The 17,342-nt window shown below is 68.2% G+C and carries 16 protein-coding genes and 1 pseudogene; 9 read left to right on the top strand and 8 right to left on the bottom strand.

Going from position 1 to position 17,342, the window contains the following annotated elements; genetic code table 11:
* Window positions 1-9: 9 nt before the first annotated feature.
* The gene (locus VSO01S_RS08535) at window positions 10-1,182 is read right to left on the bottom strand and encodes an efflux RND transporter periplasmic adaptor subunit (protein WP_084241758.1); all 1,173 of its coding nucleotides are present in this window, start codon (window positions 1,180-1,182) and stop codon (window positions 10-12) included.
* Entirely contained in the window at window positions 1,179-2,654 is a 1,476-nt protein-coding gene (locus tag VSO01S_RS08530) for an efflux transporter outer membrane subunit (protein ID WP_068641384.1), read from the bottom strand. The genes VSO01S_RS08535 and VSO01S_RS08530 overlap by 4 nt, the downstream gene beginning before the upstream one ends.
* A 181-nt stretch (window positions 2,655-2,835) precedes the next feature.
* Between VSO01S_RS08530 and VSO01S_RS08525 the strand changes: the two genes are divergently transcribed.
* The 8 genes from VSO01S_RS08525 to VSO01S_RS08490 all read left to right on the top strand — a co-directional run bounded on the left by VSO01S_RS08525 (window position 2,836) and on the right by VSO01S_RS08490 (window position 11,125).
* Complete coding sequence (locus tag VSO01S_RS08525) at window positions 2,836-4,362, top strand: sigma-54 interaction domain-containing protein (protein WP_068641383.1); 1,527 nt, start codon at window positions 2,836-2,838, stop codon at window positions 4,360-4,362.
* Window positions 4,363-4,517: 155 nt separating this feature from the next.
* Window positions 4,518-5,714 carry a substrate-binding domain-containing protein gene (locus VSO01S_RS08520; RefSeq protein WP_068641382.1) on the top strand — a complete coding sequence of 399 codons (1,197 nt, stop codon included), beginning with the start codon at window positions 4,518-4,520 and terminating at the stop codon, window positions 5,712-5,714.
* Between the two features lie 132 nt (window positions 5,715-5,846).
* Window positions 5,847-6,611, top strand: a complete 765-nt coding sequence (locus VSO01S_RS08515) for an ABC transporter ATP-binding protein (protein WP_068641381.1) — start codon at window positions 5,847-5,849, stop codon at window positions 6,609-6,611.
* Between the two features lie 139 nt (window positions 6,612-6,750).
* Window positions 6,751-7,470: an ABC transporter ATP-binding protein gene (locus tag VSO01S_RS08510; protein WP_068641380.1), complete on the top strand. Its 720-nt coding sequence runs from the start codon at window positions 6,751-6,753 to the stop codon at window positions 7,468-7,470.
* On the top strand, window positions 7,467-8,447 hold the full coding sequence (locus tag VSO01S_RS08505) for a branched-chain amino acid ABC transporter permease (RefSeq protein ID WP_068641379.1): 981 nt from the start codon (window positions 7,467-7,469) through the stop codon (window positions 8,445-8,447). The genes VSO01S_RS08510 and VSO01S_RS08505 overlap by 4 nt, the downstream gene beginning before the upstream one ends.
* Window positions 8,448-8,464: 17 nt before the next feature.
* A complete protein-coding gene (locus VSO01S_RS08500) occupies window positions 8,465-9,529 on the top strand; it encodes a branched-chain amino acid ABC transporter permease (RefSeq protein ID WP_068641378.1) in 1,065 nt (354 codons plus the stop codon).
* Between the two features lie 173 nt (window positions 9,530-9,702).
* Window positions 9,703-10,587 carry an alpha/beta fold hydrolase gene (locus tag VSO01S_RS08495; protein ID WP_068641377.1) on the top strand — a complete coding sequence of 295 codons (885 nt, stop codon included), beginning with the start codon at window positions 9,703-9,705 and terminating at the stop codon, window positions 10,585-10,587.
* A 28-nt stretch (window positions 10,588-10,615) separates the two neighbouring features.
* Window positions 10,616-11,125 carry a DUF1993 domain-containing protein gene (locus VSO01S_RS08490; protein ID WP_068641376.1) on the top strand — a complete coding sequence of 170 codons (510 nt, stop codon included), beginning with the start codon at window positions 10,616-10,618 and terminating at the stop codon, window positions 11,123-11,125.
* 14 nt (window positions 11,126-11,139) lie between these two features.
* Here VSO01S_RS08490 and VSO01S_RS08485 read toward each other — a convergent pair whose 3' ends face one another.
* Together VSO01S_RS08485 and hemH are read right to left on the bottom strand one after the other, a co-directional pair.
* Entirely contained in the window at window positions 11,140-13,287 is a 2,148-nt protein-coding gene (locus tag VSO01S_RS08485; protein WP_084241757.1) for a TonB-dependent siderophore receptor, read from the bottom strand.
* 79 nt (window positions 13,288-13,366) lie between these two features.
* Complete coding sequence (gene hemH / locus VSO01S_RS08480) at window positions 13,367-14,413, bottom strand: ferrochelatase (RefSeq protein WP_068641374.1); 1,047 nt, start codon at window positions 14,411-14,413, stop codon at window positions 13,367-13,369.
* A 15-nt stretch (window positions 14,414-14,428) separates the two neighbouring features.
* On the opposite strand from hemH, the gene VSO01S_RS08475 reads away from it, so the two are divergent.
* Window positions 14,429-15,160, top strand: coding sequence for an HAD family hydrolase (locus tag VSO01S_RS08475; RefSeq protein ID WP_068641373.1), 732 nt, complete (start codon window positions 14,429-14,431; stop codon window positions 15,158-15,160).
* Window positions 15,161-15,174: 14 nt separating this feature from the next.
* On the opposite strand, the gene VSO01S_RS08470 is transcribed toward VSO01S_RS08475, so the two are convergent.
* The 4 genes and pseudogenes from VSO01S_RS08470 to VSO01S_RS27505 all read right to left on the bottom strand — a co-directional run.
* On the bottom strand, window positions 15,175-15,603 hold the full coding sequence (locus tag VSO01S_RS08470; RefSeq protein ID WP_153305179.1) for a hypothetical protein: 429 nt from the start codon (window positions 15,601-15,603) through the stop codon (window positions 15,175-15,177).
* A gap of 89 nt (window positions 15,604-15,692) precedes the next feature.
* The gene (locus tag VSO01S_RS08465; protein WP_068641371.1) at window positions 15,693-16,373 is read right to left on the bottom strand and encodes a C39 family peptidase; all 681 of its coding nucleotides are present in this window, start codon (window positions 16,371-16,373) and stop codon (window positions 15,693-15,695) included.
* 2 nt (window positions 16,374-16,375) lie between these two features.
* On the bottom strand, window positions 16,376-16,744 hold the full coding sequence (locus VSO01S_RS08460; RefSeq protein ID WP_068641370.1) for a hypothetical protein: 369 nt from the start codon (window positions 16,742-16,744) through the stop codon (window positions 16,376-16,378).
* Between the two features lie 96 nt (window positions 16,745-16,840).
* Window positions 16,841-17,342, bottom strand: a pseudogene (locus VSO01S_RS27505) (hypothetical protein); the annotation flags it as partial.

Below are 17,342 nucleotides of genomic sequence, written 5' to 3'. Positions count from 1 at the left end.
CGTTCACGTTCACTTGGCGGCGCTGCCGTTGGCGGCGCCCGCGGCGCGCGGGTCCACCACGCGCACCAGGTCGCCGTCGTTGAGGAAGCCGGCGCCTTGCACCACCACCTTGGCGTCCTTGGGCAGTTCGCCCTTGATCTCGACGCGGTCGCCCACGCGGCGGCCGGTTTCCACCTTCACGGCGACCACCCGCTGGTCGGGCTGCAGCACCAGCACATGGTTGAAGCCGTCGCGCGGCACGATGGAAGCCTGCGGCACCGTCTTGGCCGAACTGCGGCCCAGCTCGAAATCGCCGCTGGCGAACATGCCGGCCTTGAGGGACGAGCCGCCTTCCAGGGCGCCGGGCAGATCCACGTACACCAGCGCGTTGCGCGTCTGCGGATCGACCGTGGGTGCCATGCTGCGCACCTTGCCGCGCACCTGCGCGCCGCTGGCACCGGTGACCGTGGCCGGCGTGCCGACGGCGATGCGGCCCAGCTCGGAGGCCGTGACCTCGGCGCGCCACTCCAGCCGGCCCTGGCGGATCAGGCGGAACAGCTCGGTGCCCGCGGTGACCACGCTGCCCACGGTGGCGGTGCGCGAGGACACCACGCCGTCGTCGGGTGCGAGCACCTTGGTGTTCTGCACGCGCACCTGCTGCGCCGCCAGCGATGCCTTGGCTGCTTCGACGCGCGCCTTGGCGGTCTGCTCGGCTGTGATGTACTGGTTGATCTGCTGCTGGCTCAGCGCGCCGGTGGCCTGCAGGGTGCGCGCGCGGGCCGCGTTGCCGGCGGCATCGGAGGCGGTGGCCTGCGCTTCCACCAGCGCGGCCTTGGCCTGGGCCTGGTCGGCCTGCACCGACTCGGCGGAGAAGGTCGCCAGCACCTGGCCCTTCTTGACCACGTCGCCGACGTTCACGCGCACTTCGGCCAGGCGCAGGCCGCTCGCTTCGGAGCCCACGCTGGCTTCCTGCCAGGCGGCGATGTTGCCGTTGGCCGGCAGGTTGACGACCAGCTCGGTGTCCTCGGGGGCGGCCACGGTCACTGTGAGGGCAGGGCGCGCCGGCATGCCGGACTTGGCCGCTTCCTTCTTCGCGGGCTCCTCGCCCTTGGGGCGCAGCGCGACGAAGGCGACGATGGCGACAACGACCAGCACCGCGAGCGCGATGAGCAGACGGGACCGTTTGATGTTCTTGATGTTCATGGCGATTTCGGTGCTGAAGTGGGGGCGCTGGACACGGTGGTGGCGGCGGGCGCGGTGCCGTCATCGGGCCGCTGCCAGCCGCCGCCCATGGCGCGGTACAGGGTGACGAAGGCCTCGGCGCGCTCGCGCTGCAGGCCGACCAGGGTGAGCTGCGAGACGAAGAGCGAGCGGCGCGAGTCTTCCAGCTCGAACAGGCTGGCCAGGCCTGTGTCGTAGCGCGCCTGGGTGGCGTTGAAGGAACTCTGGAAGTCGCGCACCGCGTTGGTCGCGTCGTCGAAGCGGTCGTTGGTGCTTTGCAGCGTGACCAGTGCCGACTCGACTTCGCGCACCGCCTGGCGCACGGTGGAGCGGTATTGCGTGGCGGCCTCGTCGTAGCGTGCATGCGCCGCCTGCGCATTGGCGGCGCGGGTGCCGCCGTCGTAGATGGGAATGTCCAGCGCCAGCGGGCCGATCTGCCAGGTGTTGATGGACTCGGCGAAGCTGCCCATCTCGTAGCGAAGTCTGGCGATGGAGCCGGTGAGGGTCAGGCGCGGGTAGCGGCGCGCCTCGGCGGCGCCGACGTCCGCGCTGGCGGTGGCCACGGCGCGCTCGGCGGAGTAGACGTCGGGGCGCTGCGCGAGCGCAGCGGCAGGCACGGATTCGATCGCGTTCACCGTGGGCAGCGCGGGCTCGATGGGCGCCGCATCCAGCCTGGCATCCAGCGCCGCGGCGTCCACGCCGGTGAGCGCCACCAGCGCCTTGCGCAGCAGCGTGCACTGCGAGCGCTGCTGCGTGGTGCGCGCGGAGGCGTCGGCCGCGCTGGCGCGTGCCCGCGCTGCATCCGCCGGCGCCTGGAAGCCGGCCTTGGCGGCCAGGTCGGTCAGGCGCGCGGTGTTGGCGCGCGACTGCTGGTCGGACACGGTCACCGCCAGTTGGCGCTGGCAGGCGCGCTCGTCGAAGTAGTTGAGGGCCGTGTCGGCCGCCACCGAAATGCGTGCGGCGTGCCACTGCGCATCGGCGCTGTCCAGCTGTGCCTGCGCGGCATCGCGGCCGGCGCGCAGGCCGCCGAACAGATCGATTTCCCAGCTCGACTGCAGGCCGGCCTGGAAGGTGTTGATGGGCATCAGCGGCTGATTGGGCGCAGTGGCCGCCAGCTGGTTGCCGCGGCTGGCCTGCAGGTTGCCGTTGAGGTTGGGCGCCAGGGCCGCACCCGCCGCCACGCGGTTGGCGCGCGCTTCCTCCAGCCGCGCCGCGGCGCTGGCGATGGTGGGACTCACGCGTTGCGCGGATTCGATCAGCTCGGCCAGCAGCGGTTCGTCCAGCCGCTGCCACCATTGCGCCATCAAGGTGGGCGAACCGCTGTGGGGCAGCGGAACATGCCATTGCGCGGGCGTGGGGGCTTCGACCTTGTCGGGCGGGCGCGTGGCGCAGGCCGTCAGAAAAAGGGAAAGGGCGCTCAGGCAGGCGAGCGCATGCGGGCGTCGGTTGCTCATGTTGTTCCCAAGTCTTCCGCTCGTGGCGGAGGGTGTTCGGTCGAAGTGAAAAAAGCACACGACCGACACGGTTAGCGGCACGCCCTGGCTCGGCTCTTGGCAACGGCTGGCGCGCAAACCGCGGAGCATAGTTCAAGTCGTTCGAACAGTTCCAGGTCGGGCTTCGGACAAAATCGGGCGAATGCCAAGGCCACCTTCGCTCCCCCTCGATGCCGACGCCATTCACGCGCTCGCATCGCGCTCGATGTTCCACCTGTTCTCCAGCATCAGCCAGGGCATGTTCCTGGTCGATCGCACGGGACGCATCGTGTGGGTGAACGAGGGCTACAGGCGCTTTCTGCCGGCACTCGGCATCGGCTCCATCGACCAGTTCATGGGCCGCATGGTCGAAGAGGTGATTCCCAACACGCAGATGCGGCAGGTGCTGGAAACCGGCAAGCCGATCCTGATCGACCTCTTGACCAACAAGGCCGGCACGTTCGTGGTCAGCCGCATTCCGCTGCATGAAGAAAAGGAAGGCGAAGAGGGGCCGGGCGAGGTCATCGGTGCCATCGGCATCGTGCTGTTCGATCATCCGGAGACCACGCTGCAGCCGCTCATCAGCAAGTTCGCGATGCTGCAGCGCGACCTGGACGACGCGCGGCGCGAGCTGGCCGCGCAGCGTGCGAACCCGCTGCTGCGGCAAACGCCCGACGGCCAGCGCCGCGCCAAGTACACCTTCGCGAGTTTTGTCGGCAGCAGCCCGGCCGCGGTGGACGTGAAGCGGCATGCGCGGCGGGCGGCGCAGTCGTCCAGCCCGGTGCTGCTGCTGGGCGAGACGGGCACCGGCAAGGAGCTGCTCGCGCATGCCATTCACACGGCCTCGGCGCGCGCCAACGGCCCCTTCGTCAGCCTCAACATCGCGGCCGTGCCCGACACCTTGCTGGAAGCAGAGTTCTTCGGCGTGGCGCCCGGCGCCTACACGGGCGCCGATCGCAAGGGCCGCCAGGGCAAGTTCAAGCTGGCCGACGGCGGCACGCTGTTCCTGGACGAGATCGGCGACATGCCGCAGGCGCTGCAGGCCAAGCTGCTGCGCGCGCTGCAGGAGGGCGAGATCGAGCCGCTGGGCTCCAACAAGCTGGTGCCCTTCGATGCGCGCGTGATTGCGGCTACTTCGCGCGACCTGCCGGCGCTGGTGCGGGAAGGCCGCTTTCGCGAAGACCTGTACTACCGCCTGAACGTGCTGCCGCTGCGCGTGCCGCCGCTGCGCGAGCGGCGGGCCGACATTCCCGCGCTGGTCGAGGTGCTGGGCGAGGACATGGCGCTGCGCAGCGGCGAGGCGCCGCCCGAACTCACCGCCGACGCGCTGGCGCTGCTGGCCGGGCAGCATTGGCGCGGCAACATCCGCGAGCTGCGCAACGTGCTCGAGCAGGTGACCATGCGCAGCGAGTCGCAGCGCATCGACGCCGTACAGCTGGAGCGCATCATGCGCGAGTCCGGCGTGGAGCATGTGCAGGCCGCCGCGCCGACTCCCGACACTGCGGGCGACATGGACGATGCCGCACGCAACGCCGCCTTGCTGCGTCCGCTGGACCAGCAGGTGGCGGAGCTGGAGCAGCGCGCCATTGCCGCGGCGATGGCCGCCACCGGCGGCAACAAGCTGGCCACGTCGCGCCTGCTGGGCATTTCGCGGGCCACGCTCTACGCACGTCTGGAAAACCCTGTGTGAAAAGCAGACGAATGACTAAAAGTCAGTCATTCAAACTGTTTGAAGTTTGCATCTTTCGAGTGAAATCGCTCGAAAGAGCCCCGCAAATACGTGGTGTTACGCCTGGCACGAACTGTGCAATATTCAGCCATCACCGAACAAGGAGACATTCCAAGATGAACCGTCGCAACCTGGTGGCCGCCGCCACATCCGCTGTCGCGCTGGCCGCTGCCTTCAGCATGCCCGCCTGGGCCCAGTCCAACGTGATCAAGGTCGCGCACATCTACGGCAAGACCGGGGCGCTGGAGGCCTATGCCAAGCAGACGCAGGTCGGCCTGATGATGGGCCTGGACTACGCCACCGGCGGCACGATGATGGTCAACGGCAAGAAGATCGAGATCATCGAGAAGGACGACCAGGGCAAGCCCGACCTGGGCAAGTCGCTGCTGGCTGCGGCGTATTCGGACGACAAGGCCGACCTCGCCATCGGCACCACCGGCTCGGGCGTGGCGCTGGCCATGCTGCCGGTGGCCGAGGAATACAAGAAGATCCTGATCGTCGAGCCCGCAGTGGCCGACTCGATCACCGGCGACAAGTGGAACAGGTACATCTTCCGCACCGGCCGCAATTCGAGCCAGGACGCGATCAGCAATGCCGTGGCCATCGACAAGCCGGGCGTCTCCATCGCCACGCTGGCGCAGGACTGGGCCTTCGGCAAGGACGGCGTGGCCGCCTTCAAGAGCGCGCTCAAGAATGCGAAGCTGGTGCATGAGGAGTACCTGCCGCCCACCACCACCGATTTCACCGCCGGCGCGCAACGCCTGATCGACAAGCTCAAGGACCAGCCTGGGCGCAAGATCATCTGGATCGTGTGGGCCGGCGCGGGCAACCCGTTCAAGATCGCCGACCTGGACCTCAAGCGCTACAACATCGAGATCGCCACCGGCGGCAACATCCTGCCGGCCATGGCCAGCTACAAGCAGTTCCCGGGCATGGAGGGCGCCACGTACTACTACTTCGGCATTCCGAAGAATCCGGTGAACGAGGCTTTGGTGTCGATGCACTACAAGCAGTTCAAGAGCCCGCCGGACTTCTTCACCGCCGGCGGCTTCAGCGCCGCGATGGCGCTGGTGACCGCGCTGAAGAAAACGGGCGGCGACACCAACACCAACAAGCTCATCAACGCCATGGAAGGCATGAGCTTCGACACCCCCAAGGGCAAGATGACCTTCCGCAAGGAAGACCACCAGGCCATGCAGAGCATGTACCACTTCAAGATCAAGGCCGACCCGGCCTTCGCGTGGGGCGTGCCGGAGCTGGTGCACGAGATCAAGCCCGAAGAGATGAACATCCCGATCAAAAATAAGCGCTGATCTTTCTTCCCCTCTCCCTCTGGGAGAGGGCAGGGTGAGGGCCAGCGTGACGATTGTTCCGCGCGCCTTCGCCATCGCTGCTTGCCCCTCACCCCAACCCTCTCCCCAGCGGGGAGAGGGAGTGAACCCCCCATGCTAGAAACCAAAGACCTGACCATCCGCTTCGGCGGCCATGTGGCGGTGAATGCCGTTTCCTGCGCCTTCGCGCCAGGAACGCTCACGGCCATCGTGGGCCCCAACGGGGCAGGGAAGACCACCTACTTCAACCTGATCTCCGGGCAGCTCAAGGCCACGAACGGCACGGTGTCGCTCGACGGCCGCCTGCTGACGGGGCTGCCGCCTTCGGCGCGAACTCACGCCGGGCTGGGGCGGGCCTTCCAACTCACCAACCTGTTTCCCAACCTCACGGTGCTGGAGAACGTGCGGCTGGCCGTGCAGGCCACGCGCGAAGGCGCGCACCGGCGCGGCCTGAACCTGTGGAGCATCTGGAGCGACCACAAGGCGCTGAGCGCGCGGGCCGACGAGATCCTCGCCCAGGTCAAGCTGAAGGCGCGCGAGCACGACACGGTGGCCAGCCTGCCGCACGGCGACCAGCGCAAGCTGGAAGTGGCGCTGCTGATCGCGCTGGAACCCAAGGTCTTCATGTTCGACGAGCCCACCGCCGGCATGAACGCGGCCGAGGCGCCGGTCATCCTCGACCTGATCCGCGAACTGAAGAAGGACAGGACCAAGACCATCCTGCTGGTGGAACACAAGATGGACGTGGTGCGCGAGCTGGCCGACCGCATCATCGTGCTGCACAACGGCACGCTGGTGGCCGATGGCGAGCCTGCGGAAGTGATTGCCTCGCCGGTGGTGCAAGAGGCCTACCTGGGCGTTGCGAAGGAGGCCGCATGAGGCGCTTCGGTATTCACTCCCTCCCCCTTTGGGGGAGGGCGGGGGTGGGGGCACGCGCCACTTCATGCATCACCGCATCGCTGCAAGCGGCGCAAGCCCCCATCCCAACCTTCCCCCAGCGGGGGAAGGAGGAGCAGCCATGAACTTGCTGGAACTGCGCGGCGTGCACACCCACATCGGCGCCTATCACATCCTGCACGGCGTCGACCTTGCCGTGCCCAAGGGGCAGCTGACCATGCTGCTGGGCCGCAACGGCGCCGGCAAGACCACGACGCTGCGCACGATCATGGGGCTGTGGCATGCGTCGCAAGGCAAGGTGAGCTTCGGCGGCGCCGACATCACGGCGCTTTCCACGCCGCAGATCGCCGACCTCGGCATTGCCTATGTGCCGGAGAACATGGGCATCTTCTCCGACCTCACGGTCAAGGAGAACATGCTGCTGGCCGCGCGCGGTGCGCGCCGCGCCGGCGACATGGATGACATGCGCCTGGCCTGGATCTTCAAGCTCTTTCCGGCGGTGGAGAAGTTCTGGAACCACCCGGCCGGCAAGCTCTCGGGCGGGCAGAAGCAGATGCTGGCCGTGTCGCGCGCCATCGTGGAGCCGCGCGAGCTGCTCATCATCGACGAGCCCAGCAAGGGCCTGGCGCCCGCCATCATCAACAACATGATCGACGCCTTCGCCGAACTCAAGGCCAGCGGCGTGACCATCCTGCTGGTCGAGCAGAACCTCAGCTTCGCGCAGCGCCTGGGCGACACCGTGGCGGTGATGGACAACGGCCAGGTGGCGCACGCCGGAAGCATGGCCGCGTTCTCGCAGGACGAGCAATTGCAGCAGCGCCTGTTGGGGCTTGCACTATGAAAATTGAAATGGACTGGAAGCCCCTGCTTCTCGCACCGGTGCTGGCGCTGGCGGCGCTGCCGCTCACCGGCTCGTTCTCGACCTGGCTCACGCTCACGGTGGCGGGTCTGGCCATGGGGATGATCATCTTCGTCATCGCCTCGGGCCTGACGCTGGTGTTCGGCCTCATGGACGTGCTGAACTTCGGCCACGGCGTGTTCATCGCGCTGGGCGCCTTCGTCGCCAGCACCGTTCTGGGCCTGATGGGCGACTGGACGGGCTCGCAGCAGCTGTGGCGCAACCTGGTGGCGGTGTTCCCGGCCATGCTGGTCGCCATGCTGGTGGCGGGCGCGGTGGGCCTGGCCTTCGAGCGCTTCATCGTGCGGCCGGTGTACGGCCAGCACCTCAAGCAGATCCTGATCACCATGGGCGGCATGATCATCGGCGAGGAGCTCATCAAGGTGATCTGGGGGCCCGGCCAGCTGCCGCTGCCGCTGCCCGAGGCGCTGCGCGGTTCGCTCATCATTGCCGATGCGGCCATCAGCAAGTACCGCCTGCTGGCGGTGGTGGTGGGCCTGGCGGTGTTCGGCCTGCTGGCCTGGACGCTGGGCCGCACCAAGATCGGCCTCCTGATCCGCGCCGGCGTGCAGGACCGCGAGATGGTGGAGGCGCTGGGCTACCGCATCGGCCTGCTGTTCATCGGCATCTTCGTGGCCGGCAGCGCGCTGGCGGGCCTGGGCGGCACCATGTGGGGCCTGTTCCAGCAGAACCTCATTCCGCAGATGGGTGCGCAGGTCAACGTGCTGATCTTCATCGTGATCATCATCGGCGGCCTGGGCTCGACCACCGGCGCGCTCATCGGCGCGCTGCTGGTGGGGCTGATGAACAACTACGTCGGCTTCCTGGTGCCGACGGCCGCGCCCTTCGCGACCATCGCGCTGATGGTGGCGGTGCTGCTGTGGCGCCCGCAGGGCGTGTACCCGGTGGCCAACCGCTGAGCGAGAGGAGCGCGCACATGTTCATGAAACGAATCCTCTCCAACGACCTGCCGGGCAGCCGCTTCCTGGCGCTGATCCTGGCCGTCATCGTGCTGGCGCTGGCTTTTGCGCCCTTCCTCTTTCCGGGCGTGAAGGCGCTGAGCGTGGCGGCCAAGATCCTGGTGTTCATCGTGCTGGTGGCCAGCTTCGACCTGCTGCTGGGCTACACCGGCATCGTGAGCTTCGCGCACACCATGTTCTTCGGCATCGGCGCCTACGGCATCGCCATCTCGGCCTCGAACATCGGCCCGACCTGGGGCGCCATCGCGGTGGGCCTGGGCGCCTCGCTGCTGCTGTCGCTGCTGTTGTCGCTGGCCATCGGCCTTTTCTCGCTGCGGGTGCGGGCGATCTTCTTCGCGATGATCACGCTGGCGGTGGCGTCGGCCTTCCAGACGCTGGCCTCGCAGCTGTCCGGCTTCACCGGCGGGGAGGACGGGCTGACCTTCAAGCTTCCGGAGCTGATCTCTCCGAGCTTCGAGTTCTCCGAGGAGCCCTTCCTCGGCGCCTCGCTCGACGGGCGGCTGCTGTGCTACTACCTGCTGTTCGTGGCCGCGGTGGTGCTGGTGCTGGCCATGCTGCGCATCGTCAACTCGCCCTTCGGCCGCGTGCTGCAGGCCATCCGCGAGAACGAGTTCCGCGCCGAGGCCATCGGCTACCGGGTGGTGGTGTACCGCACCGTGTCGTCCATGCTGTCGGCCATGTTCGCCTGCGCCGCGGGCGCCATGCTGGCCATCTGGCTGCGCTACAACGGGCCGGACACCTCGCTCTCGTTCGAGATCATGGTGGACGTGCTGCTGATCGTGGTCATCGGCGGCATGGGCACCATCTACGGCGCGGTGATCGGCGCCGCCATCTTCGTCATCGCGCAGAGCTACCTGCAGGACCTGCTGCGCCTGGCCGGCGAGCAGGCCAGCGCCTTGCCTTGGCTGGCGGCCCTGCTGTCGCCCGACCGCTGGCTGCTGTGGCTGGGCGTGCTGTTCGTGCTGTCCGTCTACTTCTTCCCCACCGGCGTGGTGGGCAAGCTGCGCGCACGCCTGAAATGAAACCACTCCGTCCCTCGCCCACTTCGTGTCGCTCGACTCCCCCTCAAGGGGCGCACCCGGCGGGCCGGCAAAGCCGGTTCCGCGGGTGCCCTGGCATCGGGGTGCGTCGGTTTCATGCGATGCGGGTGGCGCGCAGCGCCGTGGATAACTGATTGATTGATCGAAAGCCGCCCATGTCACCTGTATCGCACTACATCCGCTGCGCCGGGCATGAGATCCACTATGTGGAGTGGGGCGCGCAGCACGGCCGCACGGCCATCGCCTGGCACGGCCTGGCCCGCACCGGGCGGGACATGGACGAGCTGGCGGCGCACCTGGCCGGGCGCGGCTGGCGCGTGATCTGCCCCGACACCATCGGCCGCGGCCTGAGCCAGTGGAGCCGCGAGCCCGACGCGCACTACCGCCTGTCCTTCTATGCGCGCGTGGCCGCCGACCTGTGCGACCAGCTGGGGCTGGCGCGCGTGCACTGGGTCGGCACCTCGATGGGCGGCGCCATCGGCACCGTCTGCGCGTCGGGCCTGTTCGAGCCGGGCATGAAGGGCCGCATCGCCAGCCTCACGCTCAACGACAACGCGCCGCAGCTGGCGGCTGCCGCCATCGAGCGCATCCGCAACTACGCGGGCCAGCCGCCGGCCTTCGACACGGTGACCGAACTGGAAGCCTTCTTTCGCCAGGTGTATGCACCCTACGGCTGGCTCAGCGACGCGCAGTGGCGCCGCCTGGCCGAGACCTCGACCCGGCGCCTGCCCGACGGGCGCGTGACGCCGCACTACGACCCGGCCATGGCGCGGCAGTTCACCAGCCATCCGGACGACTACCTGATCTGGCCGCACTACGACGCGATCGACGTGCCAGTGCTGTGCCTGCGCGGCGCCGAGTCCGACCTGGTGCTGCCCGAGACGCTGGATGAAATGCGCCGCCGCGGGCCGGGCAGCAGCGGCCTGCTGCAGGTGATCGAGGTGCCCGGATGCGGCCATGCCCCGGCGCTGAACGTGCCCGACCAGCTGGACGCCGTCACCGCCTTCATGGAAGCCAGCGAGAAATCCGCGGCGGCGTGACAATGCGCGCCTTTCACTAGGAGACGTGATGGCGCTTTCGATGTATGAGATTTCGGTTCCGGTGATCCTGCGCGGCCTGGGCCAGCTGGAGCACATCCTGGCCAAGGGCATCGCCCATGCCCGGGAAAACAACGCCGATCCCGACCGGTATGTGCAGGCCCGCCTGGCGCCCGACATGCTGACACTGGCCGGCCAGGTGCAGCGCGCCAGCGACACGGCCAAGGCCACCATCGCCCGGATCACCGGGGTGGAGGCGCCCAGCTTTCCCGACGAGGAAAGCACCATGGAGCAGTTGATTTCCCGCAGCGGCAAGACGCGTGCCTTTGTCGACGGCGTGGACCGCACGCTGTTCGACACCGCCGCCGGGCGGGAGGTGGAAATGAAGCTGGGCGGCAACGTGGTGAAGTTCGCGGGGCAGCAATACCTGCTGCAGTTCGGCCTGCCGAACTTCTTCTTCCACGTCACCACCGCCTACGACGTGCTGCGCAACCAGGGCGTGCCCATCGGCAAGCGCGATTACCTGGGCCGGATGGCGTAGGCCCTGGCTCCGCGTCAGAGGTCGAACTTGGCTGCCACGCGCAGCGTGCGCGGCGCACCGACGCCCAGCAGGCCGTTGCCGGCCGTGCTCCAGTAGTCCTTGTCGGCGGCGTTGTCGAGGTTGGCCTGGATCGTCGCCGTCGTGCCGAACATGCGGGTGCGGTAGCGCGTGCCGAGCGAGAACAGGCCAACGCCCGGAATCCAGGCCTGGTTGGCGTTGTTCACCGCGCGCTTGCCGATGTAGTAGTAGCCGGCGTTGAAGGCCAGCCCCGGCACCGAGGCCAGGCGGTACTCGGCGAAGATGCTGGCCGTGAACTTCGCAGCGTTCTCCGGCACCTTGTCGAGTTCCGCGGCCACCGTGGTGCTGGTGATGCGCGGGTCCATCACCAGCATCGAGCCGACCACCGACCACTGCTTGTTGATCTCGCCGCTGCCTGCGAATTCGAAGCCCTTGTAGCGCGACTCGCCGGCCAGCACGAAGCGGTTGAGCGAATCCACTGTGGTGGACGGGCGCTTCACGTCGAAGTACGCCGCCTGCACGAGCAGGCCCTGCGCCACCTCGGCCTTCACGCCCAGCTCGATCTGCTTGTTGACCGCCGGCGCGAGCATTTCGCCGGCGTTGGCCCGGTTGGCCGGGGCCTGGCCGGTTTCCTCGACGCCTTCGATGTAGCTGGCGTACACGGAGGTGGCGGGCGTGGGCTTGAACAGCAGCGAGACGCTGGGGCTGGTCTCGTCGGCCGTGTAGTTGGTCGTGGCAGATGTGCTCTGGTAGTCGCTGCGGCGAACGCCGCCCATCACCTGCCACTGCTCGGACAGCAGGATGCGGTCGAAGGCATACAGGCCCTTGTCGACGATCTGCGACTTGTTGTCGCTCATCGGGCCGGTGGCCGGCGTGAAGGGAATCTGCACCGGGGTGTAGAAGTTCTGCGCGAAGAACAGGGCCGTGCCGTTGCGTGCGTTCTGCTCGCGTTCGTTGCGCGTGTAGCCAAAGGTCAGCTCGTGCGCGACGGAGCCGGTCATGGCGCGCCCGCTCAGCTCGGTGCGCACGTTGGTGTTCTCGAAGGTCTGTCCGTCCTGCTGGCTGATGCGCAGGCGCCCCGCGCCGGTCAGCAGGTTGTAGTTCTCGAACTGGGAGAAGCGGCGGTCGCGGTCGTTGCTGGCCTTGCCCACTTCGAACAGGGCCAGCCAGTTGTCGCTGATGGCGACGTCCGCGCGGGCCAGCAGGTTGGTGGCGTCGGCGTCGTAGCGCTGCCACTCGCCGGCCAGGTTCTGCCTGTTGTCGGGCACGCCCGGCAGGGTGATGACGCCGTTGACGGCCGCAGGCACCGCAATGGCGGCCTGCTCCGACACGTTCTTCTTGTAGTACTCCGCGTCCAGCCGCAGGTTGACCCGCTGCGAGACCTTGTAGTCCAGCGCCGCCGAAAGCAGGTTGCGGTTGCCGGCATAGTTGTCGATGCCGATGTCCTCCTTGCCGGCCACCGCGTTGATGCGGATGCCGCCGGCACCGTCGGGGCCGAAGCGCCGGCCGATGTCGGCGCCGATGTCCACCGCGCCGTGCTGGTTGACCGAGGTGGCGATGCTGGTCACCGGCTGCGCGCCGGCCCGCTCGGTGACCAGGTTGACGATGCCCGACGGCGGCACGAAGCCGTAGTAGAGCGACGAGGCACCCTTGAGCACTTCGACCCGTTCCTTGTTCTCCAGCGGGATGTCGACCAGGTTGATGATCGGCAGCGAACCGTTGAGGCGGTAGTTGCCGCGGTTTTCCACCAGGATGCCGCGGATCGCGATGTTGTCGTAGGTCGAGCCGCTGAGCTGCGAGCGGGTCACGCCGGCGGTGTTGCGAAGCGCGCCGTAGATCGTGCGCTGGCCTTGCGCATCGAGCACTTCGCGCGTGATCACGTTGTTGGTCAGGGGCACGTCCAGCGGGTTCTGGTCCCTGAAGGTGCCGACCTGCACGGTGGTGGAGCCGAAGCTGCCCAGCCGGTCGGCATTCACTTCGATGGTGTCCAGCGATCCGCTGGAGGCCTCCTGCGCGCGAGCCTCGGGGACGAGGGCGAGCGAAAGGGCGATGGAAATCGGGGCCAGCGCGAAACCGGCGGTTCGGGGAGAGGGAAACGTGAAGGCAAAGGACGAGCGCACAGCCAACCTTGGTCGTGAAGACATTGTTGAAGGGAGTTGGCTGGTGCTGCGGCGCCAGGGCGGCAGCATTGGCTGGCCCGGATTCTAGGGCCGCTCTTGCGGTCTAGCTCGAAGCGATGGTCGGCCAGCCCGCGAGGTTGGCATGCGCGATGTGCGCCAGGGCGTCGATCCACTCGGCGTCCGCGTTCAGGCACGGGATGTAATGGAACGCCTGGCCGCCCGACTGCAGGAAGGCATCGCGGCCTTCCATGGCGATTTCCTCCAGCGTCTCGAGGCAGTCGCTGGTGAAGCCGGGGCACATCACATCCACCCGCGCCAGGCCCTGGGCGCCGAAGCCGCGCAGGGTGGCGTCGGTGGAAGGCTCCAGCCACTTGGCCTTGCCGAAGCGCGACTGGAAGCTCACGCGGTACTCAGATGCCGGCAGGCGAAGGCTCTCGGCCAGCAGGCGCGCGGTCTCCTGGCACTGGGCGGCATAGGGGTCGCCCAGCAAGGAGGTGCGTTCGGGCACGCCATGAAAGCTCATCAGCAGCATCTCGCCCTTGCCGTGCTGCTGCCAGTGGCGCTGCACGCTGCGCGCCAGGGCTTCGATGTAGGCGGGCTCGGCGTGGTAGCCGTTGACGAAGCGCAGTTCGGGCAGGCGCCGCACGTCGCGGCTCCAGGCGTTGACCGCATCGATGACGCTGGCCGTGGTGGTGCCCGAGTATTGCGGGTAGGCGGGCAGCACCAGCACCCGTTCGATGCCTTCGGCCTTGAGCGCGTCCAGCTGTGCGCCGATGGACGGCTGGCCGTAGCGCATGGCGTCCAGCACGCGCACCGTGTGGCCGTGCTCGGCCAGGCGGTTGCGCAGCAGCGCCGCCTGGCGCGCTGTCCACACCTTCAGCGGCGAGCCTTCCTCGGTCCAGATGCTGGCGTACTTCGCGGCCGACTTGGCAGGCCGGGTGCGCAGGATGAAGCCGTGCAGGATGGGCCACCACAGCAGCCTGGGAATCTCGACCACGCGCGGGTCGGCCAGGAACTCGGCGAGGTAGCGGCGAACGGCGCCGGCGGTCGGTGCGTCGGGCGAGCCCAGGTTGCACCAGAGGATGGCGGTGGAGGGGGCGGTGCGGGTGTTGGGTGCGGGCGGAGCCAGTGGTTCGGGGCGAAAACGCATGCGATATTCTCCCGCATGACCTTGCAGCAAGCACCGACCTTGCCGGGGCAGCTGGACGTCTCGCGCATCCGCGGGATCTCGCTGGACCTGGACGACACCCTGTGGCCCATCTGGCCCACCATCGAACGCGCCGAGGAAGTGCTGCACAGCTGGCTGCTGCGCGAGGCGCCGCGCACCGCCGATCTGCTCGTCACGCCCGGCGTGCTGCGCGAGCTGCGCGAAGCCACCGAGCGCGAGCGCTCCGACCTGGCCCACGACCTGAGCGCGCTGCGCCGCGAGTCCATCCGCGCTGCGCTGCGCCGGGCCGGCGAAGACCCGGCGCTGGCCGATCCGGCCTTCGATGCCTTCTTTGCGGAGCGCCAGCGCGTGACGCTGTATGAGGATGCGCTGCCGGCGCTGCAATGGCTCAGCGAGCGCTATCCGCTGGTGGCCATCTCCAACGGCAATGCCGACGTGCACCTCACCGGCGTAGGGCAGTGGTTTCGCGGCGCCTTCAGCGCCCGTGCCTTCGGCAGCGGCAAGCCGCAGGCGCCGATCTTCCACGCGGCAGCGGCCCACATCGGGCTGGCACCGCAGCAGGTGCTGCACGTGGGCGACGATGCATCGCTCGATGTGCTGGGGGCCATCAACGCCGGCATGCAGGCCGCCTGGCTGGTGCGCGACCAGCGGCCGTGGGAGCACGAGATGCAGCCGCACCTGACGGTGCGTGATCTGCGGGCGCTGTGCGCGGCGCTGCAACCGGCCTAGCAACCGGCCTGTGTTCAGCGCCCGCCGACGGCGCGCGCAATGCCTTCGTTCAGCGTGGCGGCGGTATTGAGCTCCTTGAGCAGGCTCATGCCATTGGTCTGCACATTGATCACGGTGTGGTTGGCAATTCGCTGATCGTTCAGCGTGTTCTGGATGACGGTGCCGCCCATGCCGCCGATGGGCGCTTCCACGGTGTTGCCGGGGCCGTTCTGCACCAGGTTCAGCGCGCTGAGCTGGCGGCCGAGTTCCGCCGCCTGGCCGGCCGTGATCTTGTCGAGCTGGCCGAAATTGAGCGTGGTCTGCGTGGCCAGCTCGCCGTTGATGAAGACCGCGCGCGTGATGCCGAAACTCACCAGCAGGCCTGCGCCGAGGTCGAAGCCGCCGCGCTGCGAATCGAGCGTCTGGTCGCTCACGGCCATCCAGGTTTCCTCGGTGCGCTTCAACGGGTCAGCGTGCGCCGTTGCCCCAAAAGTCAGCAGGCAGGCGGCCAGCCAGCCAGCCGTCCTCGAAGCAGCCGCTGCGCGCCGTGCCATCAGAAGTCTCCCGGCCCCATCTTGGGCAAGGTGTAGTCCATCATGCTCGCGCGCCCGATGCCGCTGCCCAAGGGGGCGCGCGGCGTCACGCGCCATTCGGCCGCGACATTGAATTTGGCGCGGTCCATCTGGTTGTGGATGACGAACAGCAGGCTGTCCTGCCATTTCGCCTCGAAGTCCTTTCTCGACATGGTGCGCGTGCCGCGCGCCGGGTCGCCCAGCAGCACGCGTTCGTCCTGCACGCCTTTGACGACGACGAAGTGGTGGTAGCCGCTTTCGTTGATGAGCACGATGGCCGGCACCCGCGCTTCGTTGAGCTTGTCCAGCGGCAGCTGGAAGCCGTCGGCCTCGAAGCCGTGCGCTGCCAGGAAGCGCTTCATGTCCAGCAGCGAAAAGCCCTCCCGGTGGATCTTGGCCTGGTCGCCGTGTTCGTACATGCCCTGGAACACCGTCTCTTCGGTCACAGGGTAGTTGTAGTGGTGCGTCAGCAGCGTGGCGATGGCCGCGGAGCCGCAGCTGAAGTCGTACTTCTGGATCAGCGTGGTGCGCGTGCGCGACTGCTTCAGGCTGGTCAGCGGCAGGGTGTAGTCGCCACCGCCCATGCTGGGCATGTAGGCCTGCTGGGCAGCCACCGAAGTGGCCGCCGCCGCAAGCAGTGCGAGACAGAACGAGCCGCGCATGCTCAATCCATCTGCACGTTGAGGATCACCGCGTTCTGGATCAGCACGTTGGCCCCCGAGTTCTGGATCACGATCGGCAGGCCGCTCATGTTGGCGAACGAGCCGGTGCCGATGGTGTTTTCACCCGTGGTGACGTTGCGGGCCGAGTTGTCGGCGGTGGTGCCGTCCAGCGTCATGCTGTTGTGCACCTGTGCGCCGCCCCGCACGGTGGAGAGCCTATCCGCACCGACCGGATGGGCGAAGAGGGCGCTGCCCGCGGCGTCCGCCGTGGGCAGGTCGGCGCCGGGACTTGCCGTCTCGGCCAGCACGGGCGAAAAAGCCGCCGTGCCGGCAGCGAGGCAAGCGCACGCCAGGGATTTGCGGACTGTCATCACCGTTGTTCCTCCACGTTGGCGCTGTCCGATGTCGTGGCGGATGCAAGCCGCACCCGCCCGATGGAGCGGAGTGCGGCATGCACCGCTACGCCCTCATGGCCCGCCGACCGTCAGGTTGGCCTGGACGTTCACGCTCTGCTGAACCAGCGAGGCAAAGCCGCTGTTCTGGTTCGCCAGCATCACGCCCGCGGCCGACTGGCCGACGCTCGCCATGGCGTTGGACATGTTGAACGTGCCGGCATTGACGCCGATCGTCCCGCCTGCGCCGCCCGAGCCGCCCTGTCCCACGCCACCGGTGCCGCCGGAGGCCGTGTTGGTGCCGCCGCTGCCCGCGCCGCCGGTACCGCCGGTGCCATTGCCGCCGTTGCCGCCGTTGCCGCCATTGCCGGCGGTATTGCTGCCGTTGGAAGCACTGCCATTGGTGGCGCTGCCGTTCGTGCTCGAGCCGCCTGCACCGCCGGTGCCTGCGCCGGCCGTGCGGGTTCCGCCGGAGGTGCTGGTAGCCGCACCGCCACCACCGCCTGCACCACCCGCACCGCCTGCACCGGTCGCGCCGCTCGCGCCGCCTGCGCCAGCCGTGCTGGTGCCAGTGCCC

This window comes from Variovorax soli NBRC 106424, from assembly GCF_001591385.1.
Classification (GTDB): Bacteria; Pseudomonadota; Gammaproteobacteria; order Burkholderiales; family Burkholderiaceae_C; genus Variovorax; species Variovorax soli.
Note: the sequence above shows the minus strand (reverse complement) of the source record. Positions and strands in the feature narration are given on the sequence as shown.

What these genes read in the sequence shown, in the direction of transcription:
- VSO01S_RS08535 (WP_084241758.1), bottom strand. Translation starts at nt 1,182, where the DNA reads ATGAACATCAAGAACATCAAACGGTCCCGTCTGCTCATCGCGCTCGCG.
- VSO01S_RS08530 (WP_068641384.1), bottom strand. Translation starts at nt 2,654, where the DNA reads ATGAGCAACCGACGCCCGCATGCGCTCGCCTGCCTGAGCGCCCTTTCC.
- VSO01S_RS08525 (WP_068641383.1), top strand. Translation starts at nt 2,836, where the DNA reads ATGCCAAGGCCACCTTCGCTCCCCCTCGATGCCGACGCCATTCACGCG.
- VSO01S_RS08520 (WP_068641382.1), top strand. Translation starts at nt 4,518, where the DNA reads ATGAACCGTCGCAACCTGGTGGCCGCCGCCACATCCGCTGTCGCGCTG.
- VSO01S_RS08515 (WP_068641381.1), top strand. Translation starts at nt 5,847, where the DNA reads ATGCTAGAAACCAAAGACCTGACCATCCGCTTCGGCGGCCATGTGGCG.
- VSO01S_RS08510 (WP_068641380.1), top strand. Translation starts at nt 6,751, where the DNA reads ATGAACTTGCTGGAACTGCGCGGCGTGCACACCCACATCGGCGCCTAT.
- VSO01S_RS08505 (WP_068641379.1), top strand. Translation starts at nt 7,467, where the DNA reads ATGAAAATTGAAATGGACTGGAAGCCCCTGCTTCTCGCACCGGTGCTG.
- VSO01S_RS08500 (WP_068641378.1), top strand. Translation starts at nt 8,465, where the DNA reads ATGTTCATGAAACGAATCCTCTCCAACGACCTGCCGGGCAGCCGCTTC.
- VSO01S_RS08495 (WP_068641377.1), top strand. Translation starts at nt 9,703, where the DNA reads ATGTCACCTGTATCGCACTACATCCGCTGCGCCGGGCATGAGATCCAC.
- VSO01S_RS08490 (WP_068641376.1), top strand. Translation starts at nt 10,616, where the DNA reads ATGGCGCTTTCGATGTATGAGATTTCGGTTCCGGTGATCCTGCGCGGC.
- VSO01S_RS08485 (WP_084241757.1), bottom strand. Translation starts at nt 13,287, where the DNA reads ATGTCTTCACGACCAAGGTTGGCTGTGCGCTCGTCCTTTGCCTTCACG.
- hemH (WP_068641374.1), bottom strand. Translation starts at nt 14,413, where the DNA reads ATGCGTTTTCGCCCCGAACCACTGGCTCCGCCCGCACCCAACACCCGC.
- VSO01S_RS08475 (WP_068641373.1), top strand. Translation starts at nt 14,429, where the DNA reads ATGACCTTGCAGCAAGCACCGACCTTGCCGGGGCAGCTGGACGTCTCG.
- VSO01S_RS08465 (WP_068641371.1), bottom strand. Translation starts at nt 16,373, where the DNA reads ATGCGCGGCTCGTTCTGTCTCGCACTGCTTGCGGCGGCGGCCACTTCG.
- VSO01S_RS08460 (WP_068641370.1), bottom strand. Translation starts at nt 16,744, where the DNA reads ATGACAGTCCGCAAATCCCTGGCGTGCGCTTGCCTCGCTGCCGGCACG.